Genomic DNA, 22,227 nt, shown 5'->3' on the forward strand with positions numbered 1-22,227 from the left:
GTGTGATATAAGAACCGTTAATCGCCCCCCCACCCTCACTATTGTCGGCAAAAATGCTGCGCAAAGAGGGCGTTAATCAGCCACCTTCCGGCCTCATAACTGCCCTCCTACGCTACCCGCCAAGCGCCGCTATACGCTGCAATAACGGTTCGCGATATCTGGACCATACCATGGATGCCTCTCTGCCGATGACATCCGCATGCCGAACTGATCCCATTCCTCCATGCCAACGATACGCAGTAAGTGGCTCGTTCAGGTACGGAAAACGATGACCGTTCAGAAGAATACGCAGCCAGAGATCCAAATCGTGCGTATAAGGCAGCAACTCATCGAACAGACCTACTCCGCTGAACAGATCCTTTCGGATCATGACAGTACAGCCATTCACCGGATTGCCGTTAACGAACACGCGCAGCCAATCCAGATCGGCCATCGGTGCAGGCCCCCCGTTCAACTTGGTCACGGCAGAATGTTCATTGATGTAGTGAAAGTTTGTATGCGAGACGAGCACATTCTCGCGTTGCATAAACTCCAGCTGATGCCGGATTTTATCCGGGTACAGATAATCATCCGAACTGAGCCAGGCTACATAATCACCAGAAGCATGGCGAATGCCATGATTAAGTGCCGAAGCTGTACCACCATTGCTTTTGCCAAGTACATTTATATATGGAAGATAGGGCTGAAGCAACTCTGCATGCCGGGTAGAGCCGTCATTCACAACAATGATCTCCACATCAGGATACGTCTGGTTCAACGCACTCTGTATCGCCTGTGGCACGTAAGGGCAGTTGTAGAACGGAATCACAATGGACACTCTTGGACTCAACTTGTCGTCCTCCCTTGCTGGGCACGAACATCACTCAGGATATCCTGAAGCGATGTGGCAAATGGAATCAGCGGCTGCCAGCCTAGCTTGCGCAGCAGTGATAATTCCTCCTGTTTCCCCGCACCATCCGGACCGGAAGACGCTCCATCCCAGCGAACAGGGACTTCTGCTGCTGTCATGGACAACAGCAGATCTGCAATTTCACCAAGACTGCGCTCGACTCCGGACACCACAGGATATACCGTACCACTGGTTCCTTGTACCAAGAGAGTTGCATATGCCCTGACGGAATCCCGCACATCCAGAAAGTCACGAGTACTATCTCGCCCGGACAGGCGGAATGCCTCGGTTTTGCCCGCCTGCTCACAGGCTACAACATGGCGCGCAAGCAGTGAACAGATGCCTGTGGAAGGACCGGCTCCGATCAGATTGCCCGGCTCCGCCAACATAATTTGTTGTCCGAAGAGCGACATCCACGACAATGACACCATCTCTTCCAGAGCTTTACTGAGGCTGTATGGATGCGGAGGCTGGGGAATCCGGCCAGGTTCAGGCGTATATTTTAACCTCGATCCTACAATAACGGTTCGTGCTGTCGGACAACTGCGAAGCGCATCCAGCAAATACAGCACGGCCATCACATTGGTCTCCAGGACCAGTAGCGGATCAGCCCACGAATCAGGTACTGAATTTTTGCCAGCGAGATGCAGCACATAGTCGGGCTGCACCTCGCCGATCAGGTGACGCACTTGCTGTTTATCATTCAGATCACAGACATGAACTTGGGCGCCTTTACCGAATGAATACACATCAGGTCTCCGGACTACCGCTGCAACCACTGCACCAACTTCCCGAAAATAAGACACGGCATGTCGCCCGGTAAATCCGGAGGCGCCTGTGATCAGTACTTTCTTGCCTGTCAGCTCTGCTCCATCCATAATGCCAACTCCTTCAGCATTGTAGAATAATCCGGCAGGTCTGTCTTCACATCCTCGCGAGTGGACACCAGCGTACGATCCTGCACCATACTGTCATCACGCACAATCGTCACATCCTGCTTATCCCAGGTCTGCTTGAACAATACAAGCAGGTCATGCTTGCTCACAGGCACCGGATGAGCCAGGTGGATGAGACCACTAACGGATGAAGCCAGGTAATGGTCTACCCATTTGGCCAGCTCAAGTGTGGTCACACCGTTCCAGAATACGCGGGTATACCCGCCGATTTCACCTGTGCTGGACATAAACCATTGCATCAGACCAATGCCGCCTTTCCGAATCTCGGGTCCAATGATGGACGTACGGATCGTCAGATGGCCTTTATCCTGAACTTCGCCTAGTGCTTTGGTGATGGCGTAAGCTGAAGTCCCATCCGTTATATCATCTTCCCGGTATGCTCCCCGGTCCCCGCTGAACACACAATCTGTGCTGATATGAATCAGGCGTGCACCAACCGTATCCGCAACCCGCCGCAGACGATGCGGCAGGAAACCATTAATATGATATGCCGTAATTTTGTCCTCATCTGCGAAGTTGTTCAACACACCTACAGCATTAATAATCACATCCGGGTGCACCGCTTCTACCAATCGATCAACCATGAAGCTGTCGTTCACATCCAGGAGCAGACCATTCGGGTCCGTGACATCCCGAGTTGTGTAGAAGACGCTGTGTACACCTTGACGGCGGAAATAGTCGACCAGAATATGGCCGGCCATTCCGTTCCCACCAAGTATCAGCAGTTTCATGACAGGAATCCTCCGCGTTTCAGAATTTCACGAATCTCCTCTTTGGTCATCAGTTGATGTTCTGAACTGAAGCTGTTGAAGGAGACCGGAGGACAATTCGTGTAATGTTCACGTAGCCCCGGTATACCGAGTGTTGGGAGAATGACCAGGTACTGCTCATCGTAAACAACGGTAGTCATGCTCTCGAATTCACTCATCAGTATTTCATGAATTTTCTCACCTGGGCGAATACCACGTTCCACAATGGCCACGTTATCCACGCCGGAATCCTCAATCAACACTTCAGCGAGATCCACGATTTTGCATGTCGGCATCGTCATGACAAAGATCTCTCCACCGACACTCTCCACCGATGCTTTGAACAGCAGAGTAATCGCGTCCTTCAAGGTAAGAAAGAATCGAGTCATGCTCATATCCGTGATGGATACCTGGCCTTTTTGGCGGATCTGATTTTTGAACAGATGCACCACACTTCCATTTGTCCCCAGTACATTCCCGCCCCGCACTGTAACAAACTTGGTATCGCTGTGTAACAAGTTCGCATATACGATTAATTTCTCGCCGATGGCCTTTGTCATTCCATAGAAGTTGGACGGATTGGCAGCCTTGTCAGTCGAGATATAGATAACCTTTTCCACCCTGTTCTCAATAGCCGCCTCGATCACATTCTGTGTACCAATGACATTGGTTTTGAGTGCTTCGTACGGCTGATCTTCACACACCGGAACATGCTTGAGCGCTGCCAGATGGAATACATAGTCCACATGCTGGCAGGCAGCCGTCAAGGCGTCCTTGTCACGGATATCTCCAATCCGGAAATGAAGACGCGAGTCTTCAAAATCACGACTCATGGCCACTTGGCTGGACTCGTTCCGGGAATACACAATAATTTCTTTGGGTCGCTGGGGTAGCAGTTGAGCTACAAGTTCATAACCCCATGATCCCGTACCGCCAGTCACGAGTATACGCTTATTTTCAAACATGCATTTTCCCTCCAAGCAGAAATTTAACCACTTTACTGGATACGTCTGTTGCTTTGTAACCTTGCGGGCAGTCCCAATCGTTAGACATCTGAGTCATGACCTTCACACAATCGGCGATACGTGCCGCATCCAGACCGGAGACCACATTGCTGCCGCAATCTACTGTTTCCGGGCGTTCTGTCGTTCGACGCATGGTCACGGTCGGTACACCCATAATGCAGCACTCCTCCTGCACGGTACCGCTATCCGTGAGTGCACAGCGTGCATGACGTTCGAGCATTACGAAGTCGAAGAATCCAAACGGCTCGTGAAACTCCACCAGCGGGTTCATCTCCAGTTGCAAATGTTCTGCAATCCGGATCGCTGTTCGTGGATGAATGCTGCAGATCACACGCAACCCGTGTTCCTCCGCGACCTGATTCAGCCCTTTCATAATCTCCAGCAAATGAGGAGGGTGATCCACATTCTCGGCCCGATGGGCGGTAACCAAAAAATATTGCCCGGACTTCAGCTTGAGCTTCTTGAGTATTTTGCTGGAACTTACTTGCGCATCGTAGTGTTGCATTACTTCATAGATGGGATTGCCCGTGAGCACGATCCGTCTGCTGGGCACCCCTTCGCTAACCAGATGTTTCTTGCTCTGTTCCGTGTAAGGCATATTAATGGTGGAGATGGCATCAATCACCCTGCGGTTCTTCTCCTCAGGCACATCCAGGTCGAAGCAACGATTGCCTGCTTCCATATGAATAACAGGAACACCCATGCGCTCAGCCAGCACAGCACACAAAGCGCTATTGGTATCACCGAGCAGCAACAATTTATCGGGCTTCTCCTGCAATATCAGATCTTCCATCTGCGTAAACATCGAGGATAGCTGTCGTCCCAGAGAGGCCGCTTCATCCTGAAGAACGTAATCCGGTGCACGCAGGCCCATTTCCTTGAAAAAGAGACCGCTGAGACTTTCCGTGAAGTTCTGTCCCGTATGCACCAGAATATGGTTGGACGCGTACTGGTCCAGCTTGGAAATGATCAGGCTGAGTCGTATGATCTCAGGTCTCGTACCCAGCACCGTCATGATCTTCATCGTAATCCCTGCCTTCATCTTGTATTGGAACCTTTGCGCCCTGCTCGGCTACGTCCCGCCTTGGCAGATTTGCGTCTGCGACTAGCCGATTTTCCAGTATGCGGACGCGGTCCCTTCATTGTCCGGGGTTTGCCCTTGCGTTTGCCAGTTCCCGAAGTTTGTTTCCTCCCCTCACGATCTCGGCGAGAATGAGGTGCGAGTGACTTGCGGCGACGTTTTCCCGTTCTACTCCCCTGTTTGATAAGCTTTGCAGCGGAGCGAGCAGCTGCAACACCCTGAGCATCGTGCCCCAATGCAATCGGTGGTAATGAGGAAAGTGGTAACGCCTGAATGACGCTCAATGGGAATAACAATGCCCTTACTGTAGCCGGCTCCAGAGCCAATACCGTGCGCAATCCTCCATCCCCCCATGCATACACAGGTCCATTCGGAGGTTGGATGTACGTAAACCATCCGGGAAAACGTAACAACCACTGTGTCACCATCGTATGCAATTTCGTTCGGTAGGTTTCAATCCCGTACAGCCTTTCCGCTTCTGTCCGATTGCGCCACCCCGTATCAGAAGCCAGCTCTGAATCATTCAGCAAAGTTGTCGCCAGTGTGACAAGCGCTTCGGTATCCCCCGGCGGGGCCAGAAAGGCATCACTGCCTACGGATTCCATTAATTCCTTCAACCCACCTTGGGCAAAGGCAATGACCGGTTTGGCAAAGTAGAGCCCCTCCAGTGCGGTCATCCCAAATCCTTCTTTGACCATGCTCGGAATAACCACAATATCCATGGCAGTATACGCCAGAGATACGTTCTCTTCGAACGTGGTGAAAGTAAATCGGCGCGAATAGCCAGATTTCTTCACCCTTGATACACATTCGTCGTAATACTTTTTATCCGAGGGTGTGCCGATGATCCAGAAACGACAGCGCGAATGCGTCTCACAGATCTTCAAGGCCATATCCACAAAAGGTTTCAACCCTTTGGCATCATATATAAAGGAAGAAATATAACCGATACAGGTCTGCGATGACTTGAAGCCGAGTTCCTTGCGCTTGCGCTCACGCAGATGAACCCAGTGGTCCGGTGCTGGTAGCGCGGGTTCCCAGGTAGGCGAAATGACGGTTAGTTTATCACCCATGCCAGCTTCATGGAATGGGGCGACCGCTGTCTCGGATATACCGATAATCCAATCCGCATACCGGCCAATCATCTGGATCGCCTCGGTTGTATATTCATTCGAGTGAATGATCTCGGTTATCTTCCAGATGACCGGAATCTGAAGCGATTTCGCCGCTACAGCCGGCATTACATTGACACAGGTGTTTGTTAACACCATATCAGGCGCGGTTTCCCGAATTAGAGAGACCGCCTCCTGAAACGCGGGTGTATGGCGAAGATGCTCCGCATCGTCTGCAATGCCCCGGTAAGGTGTGTACACACCGTGAAGCATCGGCAGATTGCATATTTTGACCTGAATGCCGAATCTTCGTGCAAGCCCCGCAAGCTTACCCTCCTGTGGAGCTACGAGCACACAATCAAAGATCGAACCGATTTCCCTCATAAAATGAAGCAGCAGCTTCTCTGCGCCCGTAATACTGCGGGTGTTGCACACATGAGAAAACAACATCAGTTTTGGTTTCGTTGCCATGGCCGCACGAACCCTGTATGTGAACATCCTGATACAGGGTACAGTGCACACCTCCTCCCGGCCAAAATTAAGGGAATATAATGGTTAACATTTCATTAATCCGTTTGCCGTACGTGTGGTCTTTCAGTGTGCGTTCGAGCCCTCGAAGTGCAATCTCCCGACGTTCTTTCTCATGAGTAAGATAATATTCCACCTTGTCGAGCAACTCCTGTGGGGAGGAATACGTCTCAATTTCCACACCCGGTTTGTAGAAACGGGCAATATCATCGCGTTCATCGGTCAGCTGTAGTGTTGTGGAGGAAGCAATTTCAAACGTTCTCGGGTTCGGTGAGGCTGGCGGAATTTTGAGGTGATTGTTATTGACCGAATCATCTTCATGGGATCGATGCAGGTTGATGACAATTTTGGTGCCATTGTACACATCATTGGTCTCCTGCGGACTCATCCAGCGGCCGAGTTCGATCTTCTCTCCATAGGCGGTGTAGTCAGGCAGACGGTCCCACCAGATGCCGTTAAATACCGTATTGTGTGACATCAACTGCGCCATGATCGGGTTGAAGAAGTACACCCGGTTCCAGTAGGCGGAGCCGATAAAGCTGACATCTCGTTTTAATGGGGCAGGGGTTGTAATCGGGAAGTAATGATTTGTGAAGGCTGCAAAAGGAAGGTAGTGAACCGATGCACAACCGCTTTGTCGATACAAATCGATACAGTTCAGTTCCAGCGTGAAAACATGGTCAAAATGTCTCACAATCTCCAGTGTCATGTCTGTGTAGTACGGATCATCCGTGAGCCAGATCGCTGTCTGAATGCCCGCTTGGCGAATCGCATCGATATGCTCGATGGGAATATCCATTCCATCCAGCACAAGCACCAGATCAGGACGCGTTTGCAGTGCAATCTCGGAAACCGGTTGACGCGGATCAGACAGGGTTACCTGAGCTACCATACCCTGAAGTGTTGCCATAATCGCCTCATCCAGCGGGGAGTACGGGAAGCCTTTACCCGAAGATACATACAGCACATGCAGCTGCCGGAAAGGCAACGGTTCCTGTGCACAATTCACAATATAGTTGGCGCGACCGCGCAGATATCCTTCTTCCTTACCCGCATCATATCCGGCATGTTGCCCATTTTTGCGCGCTTGATCTGCCAGGCTGAGTACGGGTGCATGAACCTTTTTGGTTTTACGGTGTTTGAGAGACATACCGCCACTCCTTTATTTTTGGGATAGGGTTCTCGTTGGTGCTGTACTTCAGATGGGGATTACAGATGTTCCAGCAACTGAGCAATGCGACGCGTGAACGTGTGCTGGTTCATCGTAGTGAGAAGTCCACGCCAAGCCATCGCTTGACGCTCCTCTTCATGTTTCAGATAATAGTGGATCTTGCGCTGAAGCTCTGCCGCATTGCTGAACGTCTCGATGTCATAGCCCGGCTGATAATAACGGGGCAGGTCTCCGCGTGCATCCGTAATCTGCATCGTGCCGCAGGCACTGATCTCATACGTGCGTGGATTAATCGAGCGGCCTTCAAGATGGTGTGTGTTGCGATTGTCTTCTCCATTCTCGGAAGTCCGGTGAATGTTAATGACGATCTTGGCCCCATTGTAATAATCCACTGTCGCTCCGGGGTCAATCCACCCTTCGTGGATGAAACGACCAAGGATATCAAAGCGTGACAGTCGGTTCCACTGACTACCTGCGATGAACACCTTTTTGTCCGCGAGAAAAGGGGCCAGCTCATCAAACAAGGCAATCCGGTTCCAGAACCCTGTACCGATAAAACAAATGTCGTACTGATGCTGCGGAGCCGTGCGCCGCGGTTGAAACTTGCCCGGATTCACAGCCAGTGGCATATAGACGACCCGGCTTGCTCCATGTCCCAGATAGAATGGCACAGCGGCCTCTTCATGCGTGAACACAACATCATAGTGCTGACAGAGGGTCGCTGTATCTTCGGTGAAATACGGATCATCCACAAACCATACGGCCGTTCGAATACCGAGTGCACGTATGCCCTTCACCTGCTCCAGATGATCTGCAGGAAATACATGCAGACCATTCATGACGAGCACGACATCGGGTCGATGCTGACTGGCTTCCTGCAACATCGCTGCTGGCGATCCAACAACGCATTCACGTACAGACTGCTGCAGAGCCAGGGTGACACCTTCATCGATGGCATCGAAACCTTGCGGAATATACAGTACCTTCATGTCCCGCAGGGTCGGTTCAAACATCTGCACCCGCTCCATCATGGCCTGACAGCCGCCAAATCTGCGGCCTTCTGCGTATCCGCCGCGGTAAGCCGTCTCCGCTTCGGTCAGCGGACGGTGTCTTCGTTTTGCCACATTCTTCACCCTGTCTTCCTTCAGGAGATCTCACTTCCAGACTCTCCCCGTGATTGGTCTTCCCTCTAAAGGATATGCCTCGGGGTCAGATGCATCATGGACGGGTGTCCTGCAAGGCGCAAAATTGGCGCTTGCCCTCCACATCCGCCTGTACGGGCATGTCCGCTTCTGCGGCGAACCAAATAACCCGGAGGGATCTGTCCCCCCCGGGCTATTTGCATCTGTTAGACAGGTATCATTCCATGCAGGAATAATCGTGTCTACTCGGTTACTGTGCTTTGTACGCCAGCTGATGTCCGTCCTCGAATCCCTTGGCGAAACCCGCGTTGAATCCCTCGTTGTACGCCTCGTTGTATCCCTGGCTGTACGCACTGTCCGGGTTCGGATCGGTAGGGGTAGCCGGGACGAATGGTTGTACGGGCTTTGGGCTCCGGTGCCGCCGTACCGTACGTTTCTTTTTTTTGAGCCACGCACTGCGTCCTTTAATCGGGCGTTTGTGAAGTACACGTTTCGCTTTGAGCGCACGCAGCTTACGGATTTTACGCAGACGGGCTCCACGGGCTACCAAAGCTCTTTTGGTTCTCAGTCGTATTTTCTTTTTCTTTAACATGTCAACATTCCTCCTGTATGTCCCGAACGATACGAATCGCACACCCGGGGTCTTTGAGCCAGGGCAAGCCAGGCTCCCCATGCTGGATTCGGGCCAGTCTGATGCCCGTAACCATACGAGACATCTCTTCCTGATAGCGACTCAGCAGACGAATGTTCTCGGCCAGACTGCGGGCGGATACTTCCGAATGAGCGGATACGCTGGCTACACTGTCCAGAATGCGTGCCAGCGCCTGCTGACTGTGTGCTATGGATTCAATGAGAGCCAGTTTCGCTTCCTGCTCACGCCGCATCAGACTCATTTTCCCAAGTCTCCCAGATCCATGCCGCCAAACATGCCACCGTCCATACCGCCGCCATCTTCGCTATCGTTCTGTACCATCACCGCTTTGAGATTGTTGCACAGTCCGGTTTCCATCCGGGTCAGTCCTTCCAGCAATTCAACCAGCTGATCATGCATTTTGAGTGGCTCACCTACCTGATCCCCATGCGTCAGAAAGGTATCCCCATTCAGATGATTCAGCGTCCAGTTCCGTACCTTCTCGGCCTCAATCGCTTTTGCCTCCAGGATCAGGGCAATATTCCACTGCATCTTGGCTGCTGCATCCAGCATCAGAATGAGGCTCTGTTCTCTACTCATACTCCTTCACCCGCCTTCCGGGCTTATTCTTCCTCTTGAACCGCGATCTCCCGCATGACCTGGGTCAGTGTTTCGGCGACAGCCTCTTCCAGATCTGCAAGGCCTCCCAAGTAGGAGATAATGCTTTTGTTGATTTGCCCCGAGCTATCCAGCAGACCGTCAACGCCATCCAGCTCCGGTTCGATATCTGGCAAATGATTAATGATTTCAGACATGCGTACAGCGACTTGGCGTTTGGCATCCAGCACTCGTGCGATCTGCTGATGAGAATGCGCAATATGTGTGATAATTTCATCAATTTTGCTCTGCATGGTCCTCCTCCTTACCGTCACGGCCTGCTTCACCCAAAGAAAAACCCGGCCTATCAGCATTTGCCTGTTACAGCATATGCCGGGCCGGGATCGTCAGTTACTACAGCTTGCGCCTATATCGTCAGATGACATAACTCCAGTCGGAAGAATATCGACTGAGGAATTGGCGAGTACGTTCCTGTACCGAGTAGGTCCATCTGCGAAGTCTGCGTTCTGCAACGGCGAAAGACTGATATATACCTCAAGTACGTGGGAGGTGGCGAAGATTAGCGTCTGCCATAGGCTGTTCTCTATAGTACACGAAAAAGCCATCCCCAATACCCGATTGGAGGATGGCTTCATCCTGTATGAATCTTATTAATTAAATTGGTTCATTTTGATATTACATAACTTGATGTTTTACATGACTCATCTATCTGCGACTCGCCCATTTAATTTTACGTGCGACTTCCAATCGCTGTAATTGCAAGAGCCCGATGCGTTCCTCGAATTTCTTGCGTTCATCTATGGAATGAGCGGCATGAATCTGATGGCAAAGACCTGTCAGTTTGCTGTTGATATAATCAAACCGTGTCCATAATTCTTCTTCAGGTGTGCGCTGCTGCTCCGTCGCCGTCTGAAATATTTTGAGTTGGTGGATAAGGGATTGCTGCCATTCCTGATCTTGAACTTGGATGGCAAAATGCAAAAGATCCAGATAGTCATCGATTTGCAACGAAACGCCGCAATCAGGTTTAGTGTTCATCGTCGTCTCTCCTTATTTCAGTACTTGGCTGGAATCAGTCACTTCTATCTTACAGGAACAAGCCCCCTGAAAGCGAGTACTGAACGGTTAAATTTTGGAAAAAAAATTATTTTTTTATGTTAAATTAGCTTTACATTTCCATTAGGGCTAATTCGGTTAACTGTTTGATATTGGTGCATATGAAATCTGTAATAAAAACCCGTGTTAAGGAAGAAACACTTTCCTTAACACGGGTTTTTCGTCATGTTTTATATAATATTGATGCATATAAAATCAGTCATTTTTTCCATCTCGCTGCTGTCTGGTCATCAGTAACATGATAAACGAGATGATGATAATGGAAATGGTCCACGCCCAGGCCATGGTCTGATTGCCCGAATCCACAGCGACATAGATCGCCGTCGGTACCGTTTGCGTTTTGCCTGGAATATTACCTGCAATCATCAATGTCGCTCCGAATTCCCCGAGTGCACGGGCAAAGCCCAGGATGAAGGCGGTCATCAATGCTCTGCCTGCGAGCGGCAGGGAAATGTAACGAAATACCTGCCATTCATTCGCCCCAATCGAACGCCCCGCATCTTCCAGATCACGATCCACACCACTGAATCCCGATTTCATCGTCTGATACACCAACGGGAAAGCAACTACCACCGAAGCAATCACCGCAGCCCACCAGGAGAAAATAACCGGTGCAGCAAATATCGCTTCAATCCATTGTCCTAACAGACTCTTACGTCCCAATATGACAAGCAACAGAAATCCGACCACCGTCGGGGGAAGAACTAGTGGCAGCATAAATGCTGTTTCCAGCAAAACCTTCCCCCGAAATGAAGTGCGTGACATCTTCCAGGCTATAGCAATGCCCAGCACGGCAGCCACCACACTGGATAACAGCGCAACCTGAAGTGACAAACGCACCGGTGACCAGAATACGGACCAGTCTATTGCGTTCACATTCATTCCGGAATGGAGAATCCGTATTTTGCGAAGATATCAAGTACTTCAGGGGTTTGCAAATACGTATAGAATTGATCGGCTTCCGTACGATGTTTCGTTCCTTCAATAATACCTACCGGATAATTGGCGGGTGTGTAGTTATTCTTGTCTACCTCAAACGCAATGTTCACCTGATCTGAAGTAAGCGCATCTGTTTTGTATACAAATCCTGCATCTGCATTGCCTGTCTCTACATATTGAAGAACCTGCCTAACGTCTTTCCCTTGCACAAGCTTGCTTTCCAGTTCATCCCACAGCTTGGCATTCGTCAGAGCTTCCTTGGCATAGGTTCCCGCAGGCACACTTTCCGGAATTCCAATCGCTACTGTCTTGATGGAATCGCTGGTGAGATCCGCTTCGCTGGTTACTGTATGGGTTCCATCTGCTGGCACTATTGCCACCAGTGAATTCTGTAGCAAGTTCTTCTGATCGCCCGATGCAATCAGGTTCTCATCCATCAGCGCACTCATATTCTTCATTGCCGCCGACACGAAGATATCAGCCGGTGCCCCCTGTTCAATCTGCTGTTGCAAGGCACCTGATGCGCCAAAGTTAAAATTCAGTTCTATATTGGGATTCACTGTTTCAAAGTTCGTTTCTATTTCCTTCATGGCATCCGTCAGACTGGCAGCCGCAGAGATCGTCAGATCTACCTTTTCCTGCGGATCGGTGTTGCCTGCTGATGAACTTTCACCAGATGCCGCTGGCGTTGAAGTCGTCTGTTCTGCACCCGTGGACGTATCCGTAGTCCCCGTGCTTGCGCCACAACCAGCCAATACAAGAGCCAGTCCCAGTGACATACTTCCCAAAACATATCCGATCCTCTTGCTCATACATTTATCCCCCAATGTTATGTTTGGTTATAACTAGATATAATTGATTATAACTAATTATACACAAGACGATTAAAATGGGAAGGTGAGTTCATTCACATTTGATTTTTGTTATCTGTCCTATGCGTTTCTTCCCTGTTCTCAGGTTTATGGCATCCCTCAATTAATGGTATAGTACAAGAAACATTTATAACAAAACCATAATTAAATTGCTCTATACCTTTGAAGGAGGATCTTCACTTATGACGGAGGAGCAATCCTACACAACGGAAGAAATATCCAAGCTGCTCAAAATATCGAAACTGACGGTCTATGACCTGATCAAAAAGGGAGACCTCGTCGCATACCGTGTGGGTAAACAAATGCGAATTGATAGCGCCGATCTGGAGGCATATAAACGTCGCTCCAAGCAACTCCAATCCCCAGGTCTGCGCATCCCGACTTCGGATCAGGCCTCGGCATCCGGGACTCAACCCGGTCATAGTGATTCCCAGGGGACTTCCCTGCAATCAGCACCCCCCGCCGGATCTGCGCCAGCAATGTCTGGGCATGTGATGACAGGTACGCCACGGCATCTGGTCATTACAGGTCAGGATGTCAGTCTGGATATTCTGATGCGACATATGGAGAAACAGACTATGGACATTCGTCCGCTCCGCTCGTTCATGGGTAGTCTGGATGGACTTATCTCGATGTATCGCGGCGAGTCCGACTTGGTCAGCACCCATCTGCTCGATGGAGATACCGGTGAATATAATCTGCCGTACATTCGCAAAATTTTGACGGGACGGTCTTATGTTGTGGTGAATCTGCTGTCCCGACCTGCAGGATTGTACGTTGGGCGCGGCAACCCGCTTCATTTGCAAAATTGGAACGATCTTAACAAGCCTGAGCTGCGATTGGTTAACCGGGAGAAAGGTTCTGGGGCGAGAGTATTGTTGGATGAACAACTTCGGCTGCACGGAATTCCTGCCGCAGGTCTGAACGGATATGAAGTGGAAGAAACCAGTCACATGGGCGTGGCTGCCAAAGTCAGTTCGGGTGAAGCCGATGTCGGAGTCGGTATTGAGAAGGCTGCGAAACTTGTGGGACAGGTTGATTTTATCCCACTCGTTCAGGAACGCTATGATCTGGTCATGCTGAGGAAACAAGGCAATGAAGCTTGGACCGAATCGGTCCTGCAGATTCTACAATCGCCGGAGTTCAGGCAGGAACTGCAGTCATTTGAGGGATATGATGTATCCAGAACAGGTGAAATTTTGTACGAAGCGTAGTCATACGAAATAGATCCCATGATAGTCCATGCTAAACGTATGTTGCACACAATGCATATACAAAACGCCTTGCAATGGCTGCAAGGCGTTTTTGGTGGTTCTTTCTATATATAATTCATTATATTAAAGAATAGGCTCCTTATTGCGGTAAATCGATCTCCAGGATGAATACACCATACGCGGACATGTTGATGTCATCCTGAACTGTTGTACCCGATAGTAACTCTTTTGCTTGCTTCTTAAGCTTGATGGGCACTTGTTGATCCGAATAGTTGAGTAAAAATACATAGGCTTTATCCTTACCAGAACGGATACCAAGTTCAACTTCGGACGGTACCTCTATCAGGTCATCCACTGGCGAAGATAGCTCTATTTCACCTAAAATAGCATCTACGACCGGTTCGTTGTAAGCCGCCCCATAATACCATACCTGCCCCTGACCTACCGCACGTTTGGTCAAAGCAGGATTACCTGCATAGTACTCGGATGCGTACTCAGCCATGACCTGCACGTCAGGATGCTCCACCTGAAGAACTTCGTTAAATCCGGCCGTTGACGTTCCCTCCTGAAGTCGCTCACTCGCTCCACTCCATTGCAGTTTGGCTGCGGAAACGGTTCCTTTGATTAATGTAAAGTCCTCTACGGTTACACCACACAACTCAGCGACAGCCCCTGGGAACGGTCTCATATAACAATGCCCCTTGAGATCCTTATAACCGGTGCGCGCACCGAAAAACAGAGTCCCTCCTTGACTGACATAGGCTTGCAGCAGTTCTGCTGTCTCGTCTGTCATGATGGCCGGGTGAGCATAGATGATCACCTTATATTCGGATAACGCCTCCAGTGTTGTCGTTGGTTGCAGTGTAACCAGATCCGTCGGAATATGACGATACTGGAGCTGCTTATACCAGGAGCGTACGCTCTGTTGATGAAGCGGGCCGTGCCACTCGTCCAGCTCTCCATCCCAGATGTTATCGTAATCCTGCAGGATCGCAACATCAGCTTGATATGTAGTCCCCGCAATAACGCGCCCTATTCTGGCAAACTCTTCACCCACTTGTGCAACCTCGCGTACTCTTCTGTTAGGTTGATTATGGTAGTCATTAATCCCGTGCCAATACATCTCGGTTCCGAACGTTGCTGTCCGCCAGCGGAAGTATACAAGCAGATCCGTACCATGAAGAACGGATTGATATGACCATAATCGGATCTGTCCAGGTCTTGGCGTACCCATACCGATACTATCTACCCAACCTCCTGGTCCAGACTGTTGTTCCATGACGCAGAAGTTCGGTGACATATTGCGTACATTGGATAACTTCATGCTCCATGCCCGGTCTTGCAATGAATTATCGTCTGTCCCTGGAAAGATCGTGGCAAACTGCGGATACGAATCATAAGAGAAGAAATCCAGCAGGTCCTCTGTCATTTCATGATTATCCAAGTGTCCGAACGTACCGTTAGTCGTGATCCAATGTTCCGGATCGAGTTCCCGAATGATATCCACCTGAAGCTTGGCAAATGAAATCGTATTGGCTGATATGAATCTCTTTTCATCCAATGCCAGGTGAGGATTGGGCGATGGACTAACCATATTTCGGGTAAGGTGAACTTGCTCCCAGTCGGTATAGGTCTGACTCCAAAAAACGGTTCCCCATGCCTGGTTCAGATTCTCCAACGACTCATAACGATTTTTAAGCCATTCACGAAAGGCGACATGATCTGCCTCAGCGTAGAAAACATCCATATGGCAATTGAATTCGTTATCGATCTGCCAGCCAATGACAGCCGGATGGTCTTTATAGGCGATCACCATATTGCGTACGATCTTTTCACATTGCTGTCTGTAGATTGGACTGCTGTAATTGGTATGGCGTCGCATGCCATGTTGATACAATACCCCATCCTTATTCGCATTCAATACTTCGGGATATTTTGATGTTAACCATGCTGGTGGAGTTGCAGTAGGTGTTCCCAAAATAACACTCAAGCCGTATTGATGCGCCAGATCCAGTGCCTTCTGGAAAAAACTAAAATCAAACTGGTCTTCTTCCGGTTCAAAGATGGACCATGCGAATTCAGCCATCCGAATAACTGTGATATTCATCTCTTTCATTCTACGGAAATCGTCCTCCCACAACGCTTCCGACCAATGCTCAGGGTAATAACAGACCCCCATTTTTAACTCATTTATTTGGATTGATTTTGCCACCTTTAATTGCCCCCTTAACCTGCCATATTGCCTCCTGTATTCGCATGCGTTCGCAGAGACTGTGATTTTGGATATTGTATTATCTTCTGTGCAGTAGCTATTACTTCACCAGTTGTCCATTACAAATTATAACAAGAAGTGCCCTGGCTATAAAGACCAAGGCTTCTTGTTTATATGTTCTCTTTCGTAATCTCTTCAATACTTAGGCCAACTGTAATTCTCATCAATCGATGTCTGTTCGATTTGCATACTGATACTATTATTTTTGATAAATATTCCAAATAAAGGTATAGTAAACTAAGGAAAAAACATAATTTCAGAGGAGTGACTAGCAATGAAGTTGATAGGTTTAATTTTACTGGGTTGTGTGATTTCATATATCCTCGTTCTTTTAGGGACAGTAGGTTTAATAGTTGGCATAGGAATATTAATCGGTTTCTTTCTAAAGTTTTATTTAGATATTAATGAAATCAATGAAAAGATAAACCTACTTACACAAAATAATGATAGAGACTAAAATTGTGTGAATATCCGTTCACATTTCACTGAAGGAAATTACAGATTTTACAAAAGAGTGGTTTACAGATTCAGGAAAGTGAAGTATGTTTTTAGAGTAAGTTAATTTTTTCTAAAAAAAGGGAAATTGATGAATTAAAAACGCAAAAGTTCTAGCATGTATCACTGCACTCGCTCTAATTCTAACTACAGGAGTATCCACTGGAACTGCTGATGCTAGCGTACCACAAAGACAACAACAGATTAACTCACTTGATTTTAGTGAAACAGTTTCACCAAATGATATTAGTATACTTAGTGACGCGATGCTGAGTGAATTAAATAAAGAAGATGGAGAGATTGTCAGTATTCAAGAAGTTGAAAGAAACTTAGATACTGGGAATCCCGACATAATGGTACCAATGACAATGCCAACTTCTGACTTTAAAATGACAGTAGTTGCCCAAAGAATTACTGAAAAAGGGTCCGGCTATGATAATTTCAGATTTGTGGCAGAAGGAGATTGGATTGAAACCCCTTTCTTTGAATTTACTGATAAAATAGCGTTGTCCTGGTCTGATGATTTCACATTATATTCAGACTCTTCCTATGTTTATAACGGGATTGTTAGTAATTACAATAATACGATAAGAAGTACCGTTGACCCTGAAAAAGGCGTTTCATATGATGTCAATCTTAGACTTGGTAACAATGATGATTCCGTATTCCTGATTGCGAAAGTCTATAAACCAAACGAAACCGGTACCGCAAATGTGGTCGCTGAGTATGGTCACGTAGAAATTGCTGCTAGAGATATAACAGTTGGTTTTAGTGGCGGCAAGAGTAGTGCTGAAATATCAATGTCTGTTGGATTTGGTGCAAACCTAGAAAAGGCTTCACCAGGTTATACTAGTTTCTCATATTAATTTTGAAGCACTACATTCTAACTAGCATTATCTCATGATTCAAAAATAAAGGTTCGTCGTCTCTAAATCAGAGACAACGAACCTTTATTTAATCCCGGTTAAAGTGTCCAATTAATATGCAGACATTGAATCAAGGCAATTTAATATTCCGTCCAATAGCTTAAATCGCCAGATTTAAGGTGGAGCAATCGGAAGTTTATTCTCTCTTTCCCTCGACCACGCTGCCGGAATTGCCGGATACAGTACACCCTACTTTAGCCGCAAATTCAGTCAAACATTCGGAATCTCCTTCCCGGAATTCCTGATGGAATCCAGGTTATTACATGCAAAACAGCTGCTCGCGACAACCAACCTTTCCATTAAGCAAATTACGCTGGAAACGGGATTTTCACAGTCAAGCTACTTCATCCGATGTTTTAAAACCCAGGAAAACGTAACGCCTATGCAATTCCGTATGATGCACAATCATTCGTTATAGGCACGGCACGTATTCCATGATCAAGCTGACGTAAAAGAAGACTCTGCACATAACATGCAGAGTCTTCTTCGCTCATTTTTCATATATGCTCATTTGTATCTTCGTCCTCGTCAGCCTCACTCACGCCAGAACAGCCCGGCCTCATCCCGTTCAACCTGCTCGAGCACATTCTCAAAATCGGAACAAGGTGTAATGACCTCTACCGGATTCCAGCTGCTCTGTTCATCTCTGGCATACACTTTCCACTGATTTTCTTCCCAGTAAAATCGGGCTATGTGCATCTTGTCCCATTGATACCGTTCTTCGGCAGGTCTTTCTTCGGTCAGGATCAATTCATTGTCATTCATCTCATATGTCAACCTCACCATCGTACGCAGTGGCGCAGGTACCTTCTCATGAATATAGCCGTTCATAACGGACTGAATTCTTCGTAACGTAAACAAGTCCAGCATGAAGATGCACATCCTTTCAGCAAAATACCAGCCGTTTATCATTTTACCAACTGGATTTTGTTACGCCAGGAATCTGACCTTGATGAGCCAGTTCTCTGAACTTAATTCGAGATACCTTGAACTTGCGGAGATAACCCCGCGGGCGACCTGTCACTTCACAACGGTTCTTCAAACGAGTCGGAGATGCATTCCGTGGCAATTTCTGCAATGCTTCGTAATCCCCTTTTTCCTTCAGCTCCCGGCGCAGGTCCGCATATTTTGCCACTATGGCCTGACGTTGTTTCTCACGTACCACTTTAGATTTTTTAGCCATGTATTACAGCTCCTTTATCCATTGAATTTATGTCTATTTATCTATATAAATTGAACTAAAGAATATTTACACTGCACACTCCGATGACAGAACAACCTTCCGATCGCTGTTATCCCCAGATTTTTTTGATTCCTTTTATAAAGGGTAAATCCGGGGATAGCGTATGCTTTCGATGTAGCTTTCCTGCAGAAAGCTTGTAGGCGAACGCTCCGCTTCTTCAGGTCCTTTCTGTCCTCTCCGTTTTGTGTAAATGTTTACTTCAATTGATATAGATGTGCTTATATAGCGTTACTCCAAATTCAGAACCATCAATTTCCCAGTTATACGACTTCCACAGGCCATGGCAGCGGATTGTCGAAATGCCCCCAATCGGCTAGCATCTCTTCATCACTGAGCAGGCACTGGTCCAGCTCGTCTTCAATGCTCGCACGTTCCATTTCGATCCCGATCATGACAAGCTCCGTCTGACGATCTCCCCACTGGGCATCCCATTTCTCCAGAACATCCGGTTCGTTACGTAAAATCTCTTCTTTGTCCGCTTCCGGCAACGCCGCGACCCAATGTCCCGCAGGACCGAACTGAATGGATGGCCCTGCCTGACTGAGGCTTGCAGCAACATCCCCTTCAGCCGCGAGCCATACTAAGCCTTTGGCACGTACCACTTCTTCCGGCCAGTAACTCATGAACTCAGACAGACGAGAAGGATGAAATGGCTTTCTGCGGCGATAGACGAAGGAACCAATGCCATATTCCTCGGTTTCCGGGGTATGCGACTCCTTCTCAAGTTCCTGAATCCATCCAGCGGACATGCTCACTTTCTCGAAGTCAAAGCGGCCTGTATTCAGAATCTCAGACGGATTCACCTGTCCATTCTCGGTCCGAATGATCTTGGCGTTAGGCTGTAACTTGCGGATGATGCCTTCGAGCTTGTTCAGCTCGGTGTCATCGACCAGATCACATTTGTTCAGCAGCAGTACATCACAGGTTTCGATCTGATCGATCAACAAGTCTACGACGTCACGGGTGTCCTCATCTCCGGTCGCCTGATTACGATCCAGAAGACTCTGTCCTGATCCAAAATCATGCCAGAATCGATTGGCATCCACCACCGTTACTAGACAATCCAATCGGGCCAGACTAGTCAGATCAATACCCGACTCCTCATCGGCGTATGTAAAGGTCTGTGCAACTGGAACAGGTTCACTGATTCCGGTGGATTCGATCAAAATATAGTCATACTTGCCTTCGTTCACCAGCTTCTCAATCTCTTGCATCAGATCATCCCGCAAGGTGCAGCAGATACAGCCGTTCGACAACTCCACCAACTTCTCTTCGGTTCGAGACAAGGTTGCCTCCCCCTTAACCAGCGCAGCATCAATATTGACCTCACTCATGTCGTTGACAATCACGGCAACCTTGAGCCCTTGCCTGTTGTTCAACACGTGATTCAAAACGGTTGTTTTCCCTGAACCGAGGTAACCACTCAGTACGGTTACCGGCACTTGCTTTTGTGTCATAGATCTCTACTCCTTATATGTGCAGTCTGTGTAATTCAGAATTTAATAGTAATTATTACGATTAACAACAATGACTATAATCCTGTTCGACGGTTGTTGTCAAACTATTTTTTGATTCTACCTGCAAAAAAACAAAAAAAAGGCTGATGACCTACCCTTGCACTTTCGCATCCTGAGGATACGTTTTGGCAAGAAGTGAGTCATAAACCTCCTCTGTAAATATCGTAATACATGCGGGATAGGCTGGACAGCGGACTATACCAATATAAACTCGAAGTACGCCTGTACCGCGACAGAATCAACACATAACATCTATATAGATTGAACTGAACATTTACACGAAACGGAGAGGACAGAAATAACCTGAAGAAGCGGAGCTACAAGCTTTCTGGAAGAAAGCTGCTTCGGAAGTATACGCTGTCGCCGGATTTTCCCTTTATAAAAAAGAATCAAAAAAATCTGGGGATAACAGCGATCGGAAGGTTGTTCTGTCATCGGAGTGATCCGTGTAAATGTTCTTTGGTTCAATTTATATAGACACCACAGATGCGCCCTTGTTCCCCGCTTCCATGCGTTGCCTGAACACCAACACCAGAATCATCGCTGCAATAGAGAGCAACGTGCAGATCATAAACATGGTCGAATATGAACTCACCTGCACGATGAGTCCCATCGCCAGTCCCCCCAGAGAGAATCCAAGGTCATACGAGGACATGAAGATCCCCATGAGTACATATCTGGAGTCCGCAGGCAGCACAAAAGACAGATATGTGGTTAATGTCGGGTACAACAATGCCAGGGCAAAACCGCTGAACACCGCGGAAAGATACACCAGTGACCCAATGGTCTCCATTAGGCTGAGCAACTGGGTCCCCAATGCTGCACACAGCATCAACCCTGCCATCAGCCAGGTATTCCAGCTACCGTCGGACGGAATTTTTTTACGCAAAATAAACCTGCACAGGATCACAACCAATCCCTGAATCGTCAGAAACACCCCTGCACTCGCCATTTCGGTGGATACCATATACAGCGGAAGGAAGGTCGCTGTTGCCCCAAATACGCAGGACGCAAACAACATCACCACACTGCTGATCAGCAGTGGTGTACTGCGCCAGATGCCGCCGAATGAACGCAACATATCGCCTAGCGTATACGATTTGTTCTGCACGGTACTCCGCGGCAGATCCACATTATATCCAATCAGAAGTGGCAGAGCCGCCAGTCCGATCATCAGCAGCGTAAACGCCAGATCACTGGCATTTTCCCAGATTTGTATGGCGAGGATCGGAATGACCAGAGAAGGAACCATCGTAAACAGGGTGTACATGGACAACCCTTGTGCCCGGTCCTTGTCCTCCAGCTTTTCTACAATGCCTGCCTGCATCGTCATGGAGAAAAAGGCCGTGGCTACCCCTTGCAGAGCCCGCAACCACAGATATGTCTCCACACCAAAAACAACAAACAGCAGCAACGTCCCGGCGTGCAAAAGCAGGAGCCATTGCATCACACGAAGCGGTCCATGTTTGCCAAGAAGCTGTGCTGCAAAAGGTCTCAGGAGCATACAGGTGAACATGTATGCCCCCATCATCAGACCAATCTCGGCCTGATTCAACCCTGCGGCCTCGCTTCTCAGAGGCAGAATAATCGTCAAAGCTGAATTCGCCGCAAAAAACAAAAAAGCCAGCATATAAAACCGGATAAACGAAAAGGATACCGGATTTAATTTTCCATTGGATGTTGCCGTCATTGAAGACTTCAAACGTTCGTCACCACTTTCTCTTCTGGCAG

At 48.3% G+C, this 22,227-nt stretch carries 25 protein-coding genes; 4 read left to right on the forward strand and 21 right to left on the reverse strand.

Features of this window, described 5'->3' with window-relative positions:
• Positions 1–112: 112 nt before the first annotated feature.
• The 16 genes from AC1S8V_RS23895 to modA all read right to left on the reverse strand — a co-directional run bounded on the left by AC1S8V_RS23895 (position 113) and on the right by modA (position 12,769).
• Entirely contained in the window at positions 113–829 is a 717-nt protein-coding gene (locus AC1S8V_RS23895) for a glycosyltransferase (RefSeq protein ID WP_482071049.1), read from the reverse strand.
• Positions 826–1,767 carry an NAD-dependent epimerase/dehydratase family protein gene (locus tag AC1S8V_RS23900; protein WP_482071050.1) on the reverse strand — a complete coding sequence of 314 codons (942 nt, stop codon included), beginning with the start codon at positions 1,765–1,767 and terminating at the stop codon, positions 826–828. The genes AC1S8V_RS23895 and AC1S8V_RS23900 overlap by 4 nt, the downstream gene beginning before the upstream one ends.
• A complete protein-coding gene (locus AC1S8V_RS23905; protein WP_482071051.1) occupies positions 1,749–2,576 on the reverse strand; it encodes a dTDP-4-dehydrorhamnose reductase family protein in 828 nt (275 codons plus the stop codon). The genes AC1S8V_RS23900 and AC1S8V_RS23905 overlap by 19 nt, the downstream gene beginning before the upstream one ends.
• Positions 2,573–3,559 carry a polysaccharide biosynthesis protein gene (locus tag AC1S8V_RS23910; RefSeq protein WP_482071052.1) on the reverse strand — a complete coding sequence of 329 codons (987 nt, stop codon included), beginning with the start codon at positions 3,557–3,559 and terminating at the stop codon, positions 2,573–2,575. Before AC1S8V_RS23910 ends, AC1S8V_RS23905 begins: the two co-directional genes overlap by 4 nt.
• The gene (wecB, locus tag AC1S8V_RS23915; protein WP_482074571.1) at positions 3,552–4,643 is read right to left on the reverse strand and encodes a non-hydrolyzing UDP-N-acetylglucosamine 2-epimerase; all 1,092 of its coding nucleotides are present in this window, start codon (positions 4,641–4,643) and stop codon (positions 3,552–3,554) included. Before wecB ends, AC1S8V_RS23910 begins: the two co-directional genes overlap by 8 nt.
• A gap of 14 nt (positions 4,644–4,657) precedes the next feature.
• The gene (locus AC1S8V_RS23920; RefSeq protein ID WP_482071053.1) at positions 4,658–6,310 is read right to left on the reverse strand and encodes a glycosyltransferase; all 1,653 of its coding nucleotides are present in this window, start codon (positions 6,308–6,310) and stop codon (positions 4,658–4,660) included.
• A gap of 40 nt (positions 6,311–6,350) precedes the next feature.
• A complete protein-coding gene (locus tag AC1S8V_RS23925) occupies positions 6,351–7,490 on the reverse strand; it encodes a CgeB family protein (RefSeq protein ID WP_482071054.1) in 1,140 nt (379 codons plus the stop codon).
• A gap of 59 nt (positions 7,491–7,549) precedes the next feature.
• Complete coding sequence (locus tag AC1S8V_RS23930; RefSeq protein WP_482071055.1) at positions 7,550–8,644, reverse strand: CgeB family protein; 1,095 nt, start codon at positions 8,642–8,644, stop codon at positions 7,550–7,552.
• A gap of 56 nt (positions 8,645–8,700) precedes the next feature.
• Entirely contained in the window at positions 8,701–8,856 is a 156-nt protein-coding gene (locus AC1S8V_RS23935; RefSeq protein ID WP_482071056.1) for a hypothetical protein, read from the reverse strand.
• Between the two features lie 47 nt (positions 8,857–8,903).
• Positions 8,904–9,245, reverse strand: a complete 342-nt coding sequence (locus tag AC1S8V_RS23940; protein WP_482071057.1) for a hypothetical protein — start codon at positions 9,243–9,245, stop codon at positions 8,904–8,906.
• A 1-nt stretch (position 9,246) separates the two neighbouring features.
• Entirely contained in the window at positions 9,247–9,546 is a 300-nt protein-coding gene (locus tag AC1S8V_RS23945; RefSeq protein WP_062837871.1) for a hypothetical protein, read from the reverse strand.
• The gene (locus AC1S8V_RS23950; RefSeq protein WP_289390277.1) at positions 9,543–9,884 is read right to left on the reverse strand and encodes an alpha-helical endospore appendage domain-containing protein; all 342 of its coding nucleotides are present in this window, start codon (positions 9,882–9,884) and stop codon (positions 9,543–9,545) included. The genes AC1S8V_RS23945 and AC1S8V_RS23950 overlap by 4 nt, the downstream gene beginning before the upstream one ends.
• A gap of 23 nt (positions 9,885–9,907) precedes the next feature.
• Positions 9,908–10,195 carry a hypothetical protein gene (locus AC1S8V_RS23955; protein ID WP_017692509.1) on the reverse strand — a complete coding sequence of 96 codons (288 nt, stop codon included), beginning with the start codon at positions 10,193–10,195 and terminating at the stop codon, positions 9,908–9,910.
• 412 nt (positions 10,196–10,607) lie between these two features.
• Entirely contained in the window at positions 10,608–10,940 is a 333-nt protein-coding gene (locus AC1S8V_RS23960; protein WP_482071058.1) for a hypothetical protein, read from the reverse strand.
• 273 nt (positions 10,941–11,213) lie between these two features.
• Positions 11,214–11,900, reverse strand: coding sequence for a molybdate ABC transporter permease subunit (modB, locus tag AC1S8V_RS23965; protein WP_482071059.1), 687 nt, complete (start codon positions 11,898–11,900; stop codon positions 11,214–11,216).
• The gene (gene modA / locus AC1S8V_RS23970; protein ID WP_482071060.1) at positions 11,897–12,769 is read right to left on the reverse strand and encodes a molybdate ABC transporter substrate-binding protein; all 873 of its coding nucleotides are present in this window, start codon (positions 12,767–12,769) and stop codon (positions 11,897–11,899) included. The genes modB and modA overlap by 4 nt, the downstream gene beginning before the upstream one ends.
• A 242-nt stretch (positions 12,770–13,011) precedes the next feature.
• Here modA and AC1S8V_RS23975 point away from each other — a divergent pair, with 242 nt between their 5' ends.
• Positions 13,012–14,043, forward strand: coding sequence for a substrate-binding domain-containing protein (locus AC1S8V_RS23975; RefSeq protein WP_482071061.1), 1,032 nt, complete (start codon positions 13,012–13,014; stop codon positions 14,041–14,043).
• Between the two features lie 139 nt (positions 14,044–14,182).
• Here AC1S8V_RS23975 and AC1S8V_RS23980 read toward each other — a convergent pair whose 3' ends face one another.
• Positions 14,183–16,255 (reverse strand): beta-galactosidase, encoded by a 2,073-nt coding sequence (locus AC1S8V_RS23980; protein WP_482071062.1) that lies wholly within the window; start codon positions 16,253–16,255, stop codon positions 14,183–14,185.
• A 334-nt stretch (positions 16,256–16,589) separates the two neighbouring features.
• Between AC1S8V_RS23980 and AC1S8V_RS23985 the strand changes: the two genes are divergently transcribed.
• The 3 genes from AC1S8V_RS23985 to AC1S8V_RS23995 all read left to right on the forward strand — a co-directional run bounded on the left by AC1S8V_RS23985 (position 16,590) and on the right by AC1S8V_RS23995 (position 18,154).
• Entirely contained in the window at positions 16,590–16,772 is a 183-nt protein-coding gene (locus AC1S8V_RS23985) for a hypothetical protein (RefSeq protein WP_482071063.1), read from the forward strand.
• Positions 16,773–17,076: 304 nt separating this feature from the next.
• Positions 17,077–17,676, forward strand: coding sequence for a hypothetical protein (locus AC1S8V_RS23990; RefSeq protein WP_482071064.1), 600 nt, complete (start codon positions 17,077–17,079; stop codon positions 17,674–17,676).
• Positions 17,677–17,905: 229 nt separating this feature from the next.
• Positions 17,906–18,154 (forward strand): helix-turn-helix transcriptional regulator, encoded by a 249-nt coding sequence (locus tag AC1S8V_RS23995; RefSeq protein WP_482074572.1) that lies wholly within the window; start codon positions 17,906–17,908, stop codon positions 18,152–18,154.
• 116 nt (positions 18,155–18,270) lie between these two features.
• Here the strand turns inward: AC1S8V_RS23995 and AC1S8V_RS24000 are convergent, their stop codons facing one another.
• From AC1S8V_RS24000 to cntE, 4 genes are all read right to left on the reverse strand, one after another.
• Positions 18,271–18,606 (reverse strand): DUF3024 domain-containing protein, encoded by a 336-nt coding sequence (locus tag AC1S8V_RS24000; protein ID WP_482071065.1) that lies wholly within the window; start codon positions 18,604–18,606, stop codon positions 18,271–18,273.
• Between the two features lie 43 nt (positions 18,607–18,649).
• Complete coding sequence (gene rpsN / locus AC1S8V_RS24005) at positions 18,650–18,919, reverse strand: 30S ribosomal protein S14 (RefSeq protein WP_036605831.1); 270 nt, start codon at positions 18,917–18,919, stop codon at positions 18,650–18,652.
• Positions 18,920–19,239: 320 nt separating this feature from the next.
• Entirely contained in the window at positions 19,240–20,436 is a 1,197-nt protein-coding gene (locus tag AC1S8V_RS24010; RefSeq protein ID WP_482071066.1) for a GTP-binding protein, read from the reverse strand.
• 529 nt (positions 20,437–20,965) lie between these two features.
• Positions 20,966–22,198 (reverse strand): staphylopine family metallophore export MFS transporter CntE, encoded by a 1,233-nt coding sequence (gene cntE / locus AC1S8V_RS24015; protein ID WP_482071067.1) that lies wholly within the window; start codon positions 22,196–22,198, stop codon positions 20,966–20,968.
• Between the last annotated feature and the right edge of the window lie 29 nt (positions 22,199–22,227).

The sequence above is a fragment of the Paenibacillus sp. B46(2026) genome (genome assembly GCF_056786355.1).

Excerpts from the sequence above, each read along its gene's own strand:
- AC1S8V_RS23900 (WP_482071050.1), bottom strand. The coding sequence starts at position 1,767 with ATGGATGGAGCAGAGCTGACAGGCAAGAAAGTACTGATCACAGGCGCC.
- AC1S8V_RS23905 (WP_482071051.1), bottom strand. The coding sequence starts at position 2,576 with ATGAAACTGCTGATACTTGGTGGGAACGGAATGGCCGGCCATATTCTG.
- AC1S8V_RS23910 (WP_482071052.1), bottom strand. The coding sequence starts at position 3,559 with ATGTTTGAAAATAAGCGTATACTCGTGACTGGCGGTACGGGATCATGG.
- wecB (WP_482074571.1), bottom strand. The coding sequence starts at position 4,643 with ATGAAGATCATGACGGTGCTGGGTACGAGACCTGAGATCATACGACTC.
- AC1S8V_RS23920 (WP_482071053.1), bottom strand. The coding sequence starts at position 6,310 with ATGTTCACATACAGGGTTCGTGCGGCCATGGCAACGAAACCAAAACTG.
- AC1S8V_RS23925 (WP_482071054.1), bottom strand. The coding sequence starts at position 7,490 with ATGTCTCTCAAACACCGTAAAACCAAAAAGGTTCATGCACCCGTACTC.
- AC1S8V_RS23935 (WP_482071056.1), bottom strand. The coding sequence starts at position 8,856 with ATGCAAATAGCCCGGGGGGGACAGATCCCTCCGGGTTATTTGGTTCGC.
- AC1S8V_RS23940 (WP_482071057.1), bottom strand. The coding sequence starts at position 9,245 with ATGTTAAAGAAAAAGAAAATACGACTGAGAACCAAAAGAGCTTTGGTA.
- AC1S8V_RS23945 (WP_062837871.1), bottom strand. The coding sequence starts at position 9,546 with ATGAGTCTGATGCGGCGTGAGCAGGAAGCGAAACTGGCTCTCATTGAA.
- AC1S8V_RS23950 (WP_289390277.1), bottom strand. The coding sequence starts at position 9,884 with ATGAGTAGAGAACAGAGCCTCATTCTGATGCTGGATGCAGCAGCCAAG.
- AC1S8V_RS23955 (WP_017692509.1), bottom strand. The coding sequence starts at position 10,195 with ATGCAGAGCAAAATTGATGAAATTATCACACATATTGCGCATTCTCAT.
- AC1S8V_RS23960 (WP_482071058.1), bottom strand. The coding sequence starts at position 10,940 with ATGAACACTAAACCTGATTGCGGCGTTTCGTTGCAAATCGATGACTAT.
- modB (WP_482071059.1), bottom strand. The coding sequence starts at position 11,900 with ATGAATGTGAACGCAATAGACTGGTCCGTATTCTGGTCACCGGTGCGT.
- modA (WP_482071060.1), bottom strand. The coding sequence starts at position 12,769 with ATGAGCAAGAGGATCGGATATGTTTTGGGAAGTATGTCACTGGGACTG.
- AC1S8V_RS23975 (WP_482071061.1), top strand. The coding sequence starts at position 13,012 with ATGACGGAGGAGCAATCCTACACAACGGAAGAAATATCCAAGCTGCTC.
- AC1S8V_RS23985 (WP_482071063.1), top strand. The coding sequence starts at position 16,590 with ATGAAGTTGATAGGTTTAATTTTACTGGGTTGTGTGATTTCATATATC.
- AC1S8V_RS23990 (WP_482071064.1), top strand. The coding sequence starts at position 17,077 with ATGCTGAGTGAATTAAATAAAGAAGATGGAGAGATTGTCAGTATTCAA.
- AC1S8V_RS24000 (WP_482071065.1), bottom strand. The coding sequence starts at position 18,606 with ATGCTGGACTTGTTTACGTTACGAAGAATTCAGTCCGTTATGAACGGC.
- rpsN (WP_036605831.1), bottom strand. The coding sequence starts at position 18,919 with ATGGCTAAAAAATCTAAAGTGGTACGTGAGAAACAACGTCAGGCCATA.
- AC1S8V_RS24010 (WP_482071066.1), bottom strand. The coding sequence starts at position 20,436 with ATGACACAAAAGCAAGTGCCGGTAACCGTACTGAGTGGTTACCTCGGT.